The sequence below is a fragment of the Peterkaempfera griseoplana genome (assembly GCF_001418575.1).
Taxonomy (GTDB): Bacteria; Actinomycetota; Actinomycetes; order Streptomycetales; family Streptomycetaceae; genus Peterkaempfera; species Peterkaempfera griseoplana.
Genome location: NZ_LIQR01000328.1, coordinates 1 through 9,551, shown reverse-complemented (window position 1 = coordinate 9,551; position 9,551 = coordinate 1). Strand labels below are relative to the sequence as shown.

At 73.4% G+C, this 9,551-nt stretch carries 8 protein-coding genes; 3 read left to right on the top strand and 5 right to left on the bottom strand.

Going from position 1 to position 9,551, the window contains the following annotated elements; all coding sequences use genetic code 11:
* A partial coding sequence (locus AOK09_RS23990; RefSeq protein ID WP_055589312.1) for an urea amidolyase associated protein UAAP1 occupies positions 1–707 on the bottom strand: 707 nt, incomplete at its 3' end.
* Between the two features lie 138 nt (positions 708–845).
* On the opposite strand from AOK09_RS23990, the gene AOK09_RS23985 reads away from it, so the two are divergent.
* The gene (locus tag AOK09_RS23985) at positions 846–1,514 is read left to right on the top strand and encodes a TetR/AcrR family transcriptional regulator (RefSeq protein ID WP_055589311.1); all 669 of its coding nucleotides are present in this window, start codon (positions 846–848) and stop codon (positions 1,512–1,514) included.
* A 132-nt stretch (positions 1,515–1,646) separates the two neighbouring features.
* Here the strand turns inward: AOK09_RS23985 and AOK09_RS23980 are convergent, their stop codons facing one another.
* The 4 genes from AOK09_RS23980 to AOK09_RS23965 all read right to left on the bottom strand — a co-directional run bounded on the left by AOK09_RS23980 (position 1,647) and on the right by AOK09_RS23965 (position 6,490).
* Positions 1,647–3,197, bottom strand: coding sequence for an amino acid permease (locus AOK09_RS23980; RefSeq protein ID WP_055589310.1), 1,551 nt, complete (start codon positions 3,195–3,197; stop codon positions 1,647–1,649).
* A gap of 373 nt (positions 3,198–3,570) precedes the next feature.
* On the bottom strand, positions 3,571–4,761 hold the full coding sequence (locus tag AOK09_RS23975) for an ArsB/NhaD family transporter (protein ID WP_245687449.1): 1,191 nt from the start codon (positions 4,759–4,761) through the stop codon (positions 3,571–3,573).
* A gap of 72 nt (positions 4,762–4,833) precedes the next feature.
* Entirely contained in the window at positions 4,834–5,739 is a 906-nt protein-coding gene (locus tag AOK09_RS23970; RefSeq protein ID WP_055589313.1) for a 5'-3' exonuclease, read from the bottom strand.
* 85 nt (positions 5,740–5,824) lie between these two features.
* Entirely contained in the window at positions 5,825–6,490 is a 666-nt protein-coding gene (locus tag AOK09_RS23965; protein WP_055589309.1) for a class I SAM-dependent methyltransferase, read from the bottom strand.
* Between the two features lie 287 nt (positions 6,491–6,777).
* Between AOK09_RS23965 and AOK09_RS23960 the strand changes: the two genes are divergently transcribed.
* Both AOK09_RS23960 and AOK09_RS23955 read left to right on the top strand, forming a co-directional pair.
* Positions 6,778–7,707, top strand: a complete 930-nt coding sequence (locus AOK09_RS23960; RefSeq protein WP_079063377.1) for a quaternary amine ABC transporter ATP-binding protein — start codon at positions 6,778–6,780, stop codon at positions 7,705–7,707.
* Entirely contained in the window at positions 7,700–9,505 is a 1,806-nt protein-coding gene (locus tag AOK09_RS23955) for an ABC transporter permease/substrate binding protein (RefSeq protein WP_055589308.1), read from the top strand. The genes AOK09_RS23960 and AOK09_RS23955 overlap by 8 nt, the downstream gene beginning before the upstream one ends.
* Positions 9,506–9,551: the final 46 nt, after the last annotated feature.

The following is a 9,551-nucleotide window of genomic DNA, read 5'->3' as shown; positions in this document are numbered from 1 at the left end:
GGGCGGGCGTGCACCTCCAGCGGGGTGCAGCGGTAGTCGGGGCGCGGGTCCAGCGGGTGCGGCACATTGGCGATCAGTACGGTGAGCGGCATCTCCGCCCGGAGGGTGACGCCGGCGCCGGGGCCGGCCGAACCGGTGAACTCCAGTGAGCCGTCGGCGGCCGCGCGGACGCCCTGGAAGAAGGAGATCCCGGGGGGCAGGTCGCGGGCGTCCATGCCGTGCTTGGCGGCGGCGAGCCGCAGCAGCTCCCGGCCGGCGGGGGTGGGGCCGTACGGACTGCCGTCGCCGTAGCGCGCGGTGTTGCGCACGGCGGTGGAGGTGCCGCAGAGCAGGTCGTGGCGCCCGGAGTCGTCGGCGACCAGCGAGGCCAGCACCCTGCCCTGGTCGGAGAGCAGCAGGGTGCCGGCGCCCGGGTAGGCGTTCCACTGCACCTTGGCGGTGTCCGCGGTGCTGAGCCGCTCCCAGTGGCGGTCGGCGGAGTAGAGCAGCAGATGGGCGCAGGCGTCCCCGTCGCGGTCGGTGAGCCGCAGCTCGCTGCCGCGGGCCAGCACCTTGTGGGTGCAGCCGCCGCCGGCGACCGTCTCCGCCCACAGGGCGCCGGCCGGGGCGGGGACCTGCGGCATGCAGTCGACGGCCGTGCCGCCCTGGGCGCGGGCGTGGTCCCGGGCCGCGCGGGTGGTCGCGGTGGATCCGGTCGGGGCGGTCATGCTGCCTCCTGCGGAGGGGGTGGGGTAATTTCTGTCGCTCGACAGAAATTAGGACCGAGCCGGGTCCGCCCTGTTGCCCGTGCGTTGCGGACGGGTTACGGAGTGCTCACCGTGCGAGGCGTGTGCGAGGATCCCGGGATGGTCGCAGTCGCCGGAAACAGCAGGGGAGTGGGTCGCCCACGCGCCCAGGGGCCGTCGCACAGCGGACGGACGACCCGTCAGGACGTACTGACGGCGGCGGCCGAGCTGTTCACCGCTCTCGGGTACTCGGCCACCTCCACCCGCGCCGTCGCCGAGCGTGCGGGGCTGCGGCAGGCCTCGCTCTACCACCACTTCGCGGGCAAGGAGGACATCCTCGCCGCCCTGCTGGAGGGCACCGTGCAGCCCTCGCTGGAGCTGGCCCGCAGACTCGCAGCCGAGCGCGGCGCCACCCCGGCGGGACGCCTCTGGGCGCTCTGCCGGGCCGACGCCGCGCTGCTGGCCGGTGGACCGCACAACCTGGGGGCGCTCTATCTGCTGCCCGAGGTGCGGGCGGAACGCTTCGCCGGCTTCCGCCGGCTCCGTGCCGAGCTCAAGCAGTACTACGCCGAGCTGCTCACGGCGGCCGGACCGGCCGAGGAGGACCCGGCCATCCGGGCCGACCTGGTCTTCGGTCTGGTGGAGAGCGTCATCCTGCTCCGCAGGGAGACGCCGGAGCGGGACCCGGCCCGGCTGGCGGACGCCACGGCCGACGCGGCCCTGCGGATCGCCGGCTGCGCGCAGTCCCTGCTCGGCGCCGTCCGCGAGGAGGGCCGCACCCTGCTGTGACGGGCCGCGGTGCCGCGGGCACCGTCCCGGCTCGGCCGGCGGTCCGTGCGGAACCGCTGCCGCAAGCGGGACCGGGGACCGGGACGGCCGCCGGGCCGCACGCCCGCCGGCGGTCCTTCGGCGGCCCTTCTGTCAGGGCCGCGGACGGCGGCGGACGGCGGCGTGGGCGACGGCGCCCAGCAGCAGAGCGCCGGCGAGCACCAGCACGGTGAACCACTGCAGATACCAGTGGCCGCCCTGCGGGTCGTAGACCTCGGCCCGGGGCCAGGCCAGGTTGACGGCCATCACCAGGCCGAAGAGCAGCGCCAGCGCATTGACCGGCAGACCCCAGCGCCCCAGGGTGAACAGCGGACGGCCGTGCTCGTCGCTGCCCTGCGCCGCGGTGTCCCAGCCCCCGCGCAGCCGGCGGAGCAGCATCGGCCCGGTCACCATCGCGTAGGCGAGGTAGACCAGCACGATGCAGGTGGTGCCCAGGGCCAGATACGCCTCGGGCGAGGCCAGGTTGAGCAGCAGCGCGGCGGCGGCCAGGACGCCCACCACCACGGCGGGGGCGGTGGGCATCCCGCTGCGCGCGGAGACCGCCGCCAGCCGGCGGGACCGGGGCAGTGCGCCGTCCCGGGCCATGGAGAAGACCATCCGCGCCCCGGCGGTCTGGATCGCGAGGGTGGCCACGCAGACGGCCAGGGCGACGTCCGCCAGCAGCACCCGGCCGAGGCTGCCGCCGAACCTGCTGGTCAGCACATAGGACAGCCCCTCGGACGCCAGCCGCCCGTCGGTGAGGCTGGGTGCGGCGACCAGTCCGCCGAGCAGCAGCAGACCCCCTGCCGCCCCGGCGGCCGACAGTGCGGTGAGGATGGTGCGCGGTGCGGTGCGCCGCGGATTGCGGGTCTCCTCCGACATCTCGCCTGCGCTGTCGAAGCCGACCATCACATAGGCGGCCGAGAACGAGGCCACCAGGAGGAGCCCGAGCCCGCCGGACCCGGCGGAGCCGGTGTGCATCACCACGCCGGGTCCGCGATCTCCGTGGGTGAGCAGCAGCACGGCCATCAACGCCACCCCGACCAGTTCGGCGGTCACCCCGATGCTGCTCACCACGGCCATGATCCGGATGTCCAGGACGTTGACCACGGTGGTGACGGCGAGCAGGACGACGCCGAGCACCGCGGCGTTGGCCGCACCGGTGGGCGACAGCGGTGAGGGGTCGCCACCGGTGAGCTGGAAACCGGACCACAGCGGCGGCAGCACCACCTGCAGCGCCAGCGCGGCGGCCGAGACCACCACGATCTGGCCCAGCACCATCAGCCAGCCGGCGAACCAGCCGAAGGCGGCGCCGCTCAGCCGGGTCGACCATTGGTAGATGGCGCCGGAGATGGGGTAGCGCGCGGCCAGTTCGGCGAAGCAGGCGGCCACCGCCAGCTGTCCGGCGAAGACGACGGGCCAGGTCCAGAAGAAGGCCGGGCCGCCGAAGGAGTAGCCGAAGGCGAAGAACTGGAAGACGGTGGTGAGCACCGAGATGAAGGAGAAGCCGGCGGCGAAGGAGGCATAGCGCCCCATCCGCCGGTGCAGCTGCTGGCGGTAGCCGAAGGCGGCGAGGGTGCTGCTGTCGGTGTCCGTGTCCCGGGGGTGTTCGGGTGCGACGGCGGGCGGCGGGGCGGCGGTGAGGGCGGGGCCGTGCTCGGACATGGTCGTCCCCTGTCTCTGATGTCTCCGGAGCGGAGAGCTGGCGGGGCGACAGGAGGCGGCGGAGCGGCCGCGGCATGGAGCAGGGAACCGGGAGTGTGTTGCGTGGGTGCCAACGGTGCGTTACATCCGGGAAAACCGGGTGCGGGGGGCGTGCGGTGAGGACCGTCTAACCGCTGTGTGACGTTCGCGTCACCTGGGGGAAACGGACGGACCCTAATTTCTGTCAGGCGACAGGAATCCACTGAAGCACCATCGCGGACACGGCGGAGCGGCCGTGTCCGCCCCCCTCCTCGGCCCCGTCCCCGGCCGTCCGGTCCGAGGCCTCAGGTCTCAGGGCCGATGCCCCGGGCCTGCACCCACTCCTGATTGCCCCTCAGGCCGTGACCCGGAGCGCCGCCACCGCCGCCCCGACCGCCGTCACCGCCAGCAGGGCGCTGGTGGCGGTGAAGCGGAGCAACGGCACCCGGACGTTCTGCGCCCGGCAGCGCTCGAACCAGAGCAGTGTCGCCAGCGAGGCCCACGGAGTGACCAGCGCACCGGCGTTGGTGCCGATCAGCAGCGCCAGCAGCCGGTCGTGCCCGGCGTCCGGCAACGCGGACTCCCCGGCCAGATAGGCGGGCAGATTGTTGATCACATTGGACAGGCCCGCCCCCACCCCCGCCGTGCGCAGCAGCCCGGCGAGACCGGAGCCGCCGCCCATCAGCGACTCCAGCAGCCGTCCCAGGCCGTGCACCCGCAGGGTCTCCACCACCAGGAAGAGCCCGGGTACGAAGGCCAGCAGCCGCCAGGGCACCAGCTCCGGCCGCAGCATGTCGCGGCGGCGCACCGCGAAGGCGGCCACCACCACGGCCGCGGCCGCCGAGGAGGCCGCCCACAGCGGGACGTCCAGCACCAGTACGGCGGCGAGGAAGGCGGCGCAGGTCAGCCCGCAGACCCGGTAGAGCAGCGGGTCGGCCGGCCGCCGGCGCTCGGGCGGTTGGTAGCGGTCGGCCCCCCGCAGCCCCCGCCGCCAGTAGCAGAGCCACAGACAGGCCATGGTCGCGGCGATCGCGGCCAGTTGGGGCGCCCACATCCGGGCGGCCAGGCCGGTGGGGGTGAGCGACACCTTCTCGGCGGCCAGCAGGTTGGTGAGGTTGGAGACCGGCAGCAGCAGGCTGGCGGTGTTGGCGAGCCAGACGGTGGTCATCGCCAGGGGCAGCGGTGCGATGCCGACCCGGGCCGCGAGGGCCAGCATCACCGGGGTGAGCAGTACCGCGGTGGTGTCGAGGTTGAGCACCACGGTGGTCAGCGAGGCGAACCCCACGCAGAGCAGGAAGAGCCGGGGGTAGCTGCCGCGGGCCGCCCGCGCGGTGCGTCCTGCCAGGACGTCGAACACCTCGGCCTCCGAGGTGAGTTCGGCGAGCACGATGATGGTGCCGAGGAAGGGCAGCAGGGGCGCGATGCGCTGCAGCACCTCCGCGGCCCGGTCGGTGGGGAGCAGCCCCGTCACGACGCAGAGCAGGCCGCAGGCCAGCAGGGCCACCGCCACCAGGTCCAGCGGATGCAGCCGCTTGAGTAGACGCACACCCCCACGATTCCACAGTCGGCGCGCTGACCTGCGCCGGGAGTGCGGAGGATGCGCCGGGTCGGTGGAGGGTCAGCCCGCCAGTGCGGCCAGCAGCCGGTGCAGTGAGCCGCCCAGGCCCCAGCGCTCGGAGAGCTCCTCCAGGGTCATCGGATCGCGGGGCTCGCGCGGCAGCACCGGGTCGAAGTCCGGGAGCGGGGCGTCGTCGGCCACCCTGACGACCCGGGGTGCCACGGCCAGATAGCCGCGACCCTCGTGGAGCCGCTTGCGCTGCGTGGGGGTGAGGGTGGAGCCGGGGTCGTCCGCGGCCGCCAGGATCTCCGCCAGGCCGCCGTAGGAGGCCAGCAGCCGTGCCGCGGTCTTCTCGCCGATTCCGGCGACCCCGGGCAGGCCGTCGCTGGGATCGCCGCGCAGGACGGCCATGTCGGCGTAGCGGCCGCCGTCCACTCCGTACTTCTCCCGCAGCAGGGCGTCGTCGGTGGACTGCAGGGTGCCCATGCCCTTGACCGGGTAGAGCACCCTGACCTGCCGGGCGTCGTCGACCAGCTGGAAGAGGTCCCGGTCTCCGGTGACCACGTCCACCGGCCCGCGGGCCCGCGCGGTGAGGGTGCCGATGACATCGTCCGCCTCGTAGCCGGGGGAGCCCACCCGGGCGATCCCGACGGCGTCCAGGACCTGCTCGATCACCGGGATCTGGGGGCCGAGGGCGTCGGGAACCTCCTCCTCTCCGGGGTCGGCGGGCGGTGACGGGGCCAGGCGGTGGGTCTTGTAGGAGGGGATGAGGTCCACCCGCCACTGCGGTCGCCAGTCGGCGTCCATGCAGGCGACCAGGTGGTCGGGGGAGTGGTCGGTGACCAGCCGGGCGATGAAGTCCAGCAGGCCCCGTACGGCGTTCACGGGTACGCCGTCGGGGGACTTCAGCGACTCGGGCACGCCGAAGTACGCGCGGAAGTAGAGCGAGGCGCTGTCCAGCAGCATCAGCCGGGGAGTGGTCACGGACCCAGCATGCCGTATGTGCGCATCCGTCGGTTGCCACGGGCCGCCGCCCCGCGGTGAGTGTCCGTCAGGCATCCGGGACCGTCGCGACCAGGGCGTAGCGTTCGTCGTCCACCGGGCCGCCCCAGAGGTCGGCGTCGCCGCTGAGCGGCTCCACGTGCACATGGGCGGCCAGCGGGCGCACCGCGGCCGCGAGGTCGGCCGCGCCGATCCCGTCGTGCCAGGGCAGGGGCGCCGCCCCGCCGGCGTAGCGGACGGCCGGCTGCTCGGGCTGCGGCCAGAGGCCCTCGACCAGCACCAGTCTGCCGCCGGGCCGCAGCCGCCCGGCCCACGCCCGCAGTGCTCCCGGCGGGTCGGGAAGCGTCCACAGCAGGTGCCGGGCGAGTATCGCGTCGAACCGCTCGCCGCCGGTCGGCGGAGCGGCCGCGTCGCCGAGGAGGAAGCGTGCGCGGAGACGGGCCGCCGCGAGTTTCCGCCGGGCCTGCTCGATCATGCGCGGGGCCAGGTCCACACCGGTCACCCGGTGTCCGGACCGGGCGAGCAGCAGGGAGAGCGACCCGGTGCCGCATCCGGCGTCGAGCACATCCGCCGGGCCGCCCGGTATCCAGGTCTCCAGCCGTCGCTGCCACGCCCTGCGGGTGTGCCCGGCGTGCAGCCCGTGGTCGGGCCCGTCGTCGAAGGATGCGGCGGCGGCGTCCCAGTACGCGGCGACGGCGGCGGAGTGTTCGTCCATGGGAGGCATCGTCGCAGCCGCCACTGACAGTCCCGGATCCGCCAGTCCCGGATCCGCTCACAGCCTCGGGGCCCACCGACCGTCCCGGGTCCACTGCGCACCGTCACCGCCGGTGCATGAGCGATATGCGCCTTTCATCCGGGCATTCAGGACATTCCGCGCAAGCGGAAGCAGTGATTCCGTGACGGTCGCCACAGTCGGGTTTGTGTACGCACCAAGGCCGGGTAGCCGGTCGCGGAAGCAACTGCGGCGCCCGTACGACGGCGCTGCAAGATCGTGAGGTACCTGTGTCCCTGCTGGAAGCAGACCATCTGTTCAAGGTTTTCGGGAGGAGGCCGGAGCGCGCCGTCGAGCGGCTGCGCTCAGGCTCCGACCGTGAGGCGCTGCGCGAGGACGGCGCGACCGCCGCCGTCGTCGACGCCTGCTTCGAGGTCGGTGAGGGCGAGATCTTCGTCATCATGGGCCTGTCCGGATCGGGCAAGTCCACCCTGCTGCGGATGCTCAACGGACTCTCCGAGCCCACCGCCGGGCGGGTGCTCTTCGACGGACAGGAGCTGACCGCGCTGCCCGACCGGGAGCTGCGCTCGGTGCGCTCCCACCGCATCAGCATGGTCTTCCAGCACTTCGCGCTGTTCCCCCACCGCACCGTGCTGGAGAACGCCGGCTACGGCCTGGAGCAGCAGGGCGTCCCCCGTGAGGAGCGCGACCGCCGGGCCGCCGACGCACTGGACCTGGTGGGTCTCGGGCAGTGGAAGGACTCCTGGCCGGACGAGCTCTCCGGCGGTATGCAGCAGCGGGTCGGCCTGGCCCGGGCGCTGGCCACCGACGCCGACCTGCTGCTGATGGACGAGTCCTTCAGCGCGCTCGACCCGCTGATCCGCCGGGAGATGCAGGAGCAGCTGCTCCAGCTCCAGCAGCAGCTGCGCAAGTCCATCGTCTTCATCACCCACGACCTCAACGAGGCCATGCGGCTCGGCGACCGGATCGCGGTGATGCGCGACGGCCGCATCGTCCAGCAGGGCACCCCCGCCGAGATCGTGCTCTCCCCGGCCGACGACTATGTCGCCGCCTTCGTGGAGGACGTGGACCGCGACCGGGTGCTGGGCCGCGCGGCGGTCCGCCCGGCGGCCGGGACGGCGGCCGGGACGGGCCGCCCGGAGGTGCCGCGCTCGCGGAGGGACGCCGATGCCGACGGGAGGGCGGTGAAGCATGGCTAGGCTCCCGCTCGGCGACTGGGTGGAACACGGCGTCGACTTCCTCCGTGACCACTTCCAGCCCCTCTTCGACGCCGTCACCACCGTCGTCTCCGGTATGTACCACGGCGTGGACGCCGTCCTGGGCGCCCCCGCGCCGCTGCTGCTGGCAGGCGTCCTCGCGGTGCTGGCGCTCTGGCTGCGGGGCCCGCTGGCGGCCCTGCTCTCCTTCGCCGGACTGGCGCTGATCGACTCGGTCCAGCAGTGGGACCAGGCGATGTCCACGCTCTCCCTGGTGCTGGTCGCCAGCGCGATCACGGTGCTGCTGGCCGTTCCGCTGGGCATCTGGGCGGCCCGCTCCGGCAAGGTGAGCGCAGCGCTGCGCCCGGTGCTGGACCTGATGCAGACCATGCCGGCCTTCGTCTACCTGATCCCGGGGATCTTCTTCTTCGGAGTCGGCCAGGTCCCCGGCATCATCGCCACCATCGTCTTCTCCATGCCGCCCGGCGTGCGGATGACCGAGCTGGGCATCCGCCAGGTGGACGGCGAACTGGTGGAGGCCGCCGAGGCGTTCGGCACCAGCCCGCGCCGCACCCTGCTGGGCGTGCAGCTGCCGCTGGCGCTGCCCACCATCATGGCCGGCGTCAACCAGGTGATCATGCTGGCGCTCTCCATGGTGGTCATCTCGGGCATGGTCGGCGGTGGCGGCCTGGGCGCCTCCGTCTTCACCGCCATCAGCCAGGTCGACGTCGGCCTGGGCTTCGAGGGCGGCATCGCGGTGGTCATCCTCGCCATGTACCTGGACCGGATGACCGGCGCCCTGGGGCGCAGGGTCTCCCCGCTGGGCCGCCGCGCGCTGGCGCGCGAGCACACCGGCGGCCGCTCCGCGGCGCTGCGCTACCGGCCCAGCACCGCGGTCGCCGGCGCGGCCGTGGTGGCCCTCGCCCTGGTCGCCGGCGGGCTGCGCACCTTCGGTGGTACCCAGTCCGGGGACGCCGCACTGCCGGCCGGGCACGACGTCGGGCACGGCCGCACGGTCGACATCGGCTACATCAACTGGGACGAGGGCGTCGCCGCCACCTACCTCTGGAAGGAGGTGCTGGAGCAGCGCGGCTACCGGCCCCGGCTGCAGAACATGGACGTGGGCGCGCTCTACACCGGCATGGCCTCCGGCAAGGTCGACGTCGAACTGGACTCCTGGCTGCCGGTCACCCACGCCGACTACTGGAAGAAGTACCGGTCCGGCCTCACCGACCTCGGGTCCTGGTACGGGCCCACCTCCCTGGAGATCAGCGTGCCGTCGTACGTCAAGGACGTGCACTCGCTGGCCGACCTCAAGGGACGCGCCAAGGAGTTCGGCGGCCGGATCATCGGCATCGAGCCGGGCGCGGGAGAGATGAAGCTGCTCGGCTCCAGCGTGCTGCCCGGCTACGGCCTGGACAAGGAGTACCAGCTCACCACCGGCAGCACCGCGGGGATGCTGGCCCAGCTGGAGCGGTCGGTGCGGGCCAAGGAGCCGGTGGCGGTGGTGCTGTGGTCGCCGCACTGGGCCTACAGCAAGTACCCGCTGACCAAGCTGGCAGATCCCAAGGGGCTGTTCGGCAAGGGCGACGGCATCCACACCCTGGCCCACAGGTCCTTCCCGGCGCAGTTCCCGGCGGTCTCCCGGTGGATGAAGGACTTCAGGCTCACCGAGCAGCAGCTCGGCGGGCTGGAGCAGGCCATCCACGACGCGGGCCAGGGCCATGAGCAGCAGGGCGTGCGCAGCTGGCTGAAGACCCAGCCCGGCCTGGTCGACCGGCTGGCCCCGCTGAACACCTGACCCCCGCCGCGCCGTGCCGGGATGCCGTCGTTCCGCCCCGCTGGAT

Bases quoted from the DNA above. Each gene is read 5' to 3' on its own strand.
- AOK09_RS23955 (WP_055589308.1), top strand. From the start codon at position 7,700: ATGGCTAGGCTCCCGCTCGGCGACTGGGTGGAACACGGCGTCGACTTC.
- AOK09_RS23970 (WP_055589313.1), bottom strand. From the start codon at position 5,739: ATGCTGCTGGACAGCGCCTCGCTCTACTTCCGCGCGTACTTCGGCGTG.
- AOK09_RS23965 (WP_055589309.1), bottom strand. From the start codon at position 6,490: ATGGACGAACACTCCGCCGCCGTCGCCGCGTACTGGGACGCCGCCGCC.
- AOK09_RS23985 (WP_055589311.1), top strand. From the start codon at position 846: ATGGTCGCAGTCGCCGGAAACAGCAGGGGAGTGGGTCGCCCACGCGCC.
- AOK09_RS23980 (WP_055589310.1), bottom strand. From the start codon at position 3,197: ATGTCCGAGCACGGCCCCGCCCTCACCGCCGCCCCGCCGCCCGCCGTC.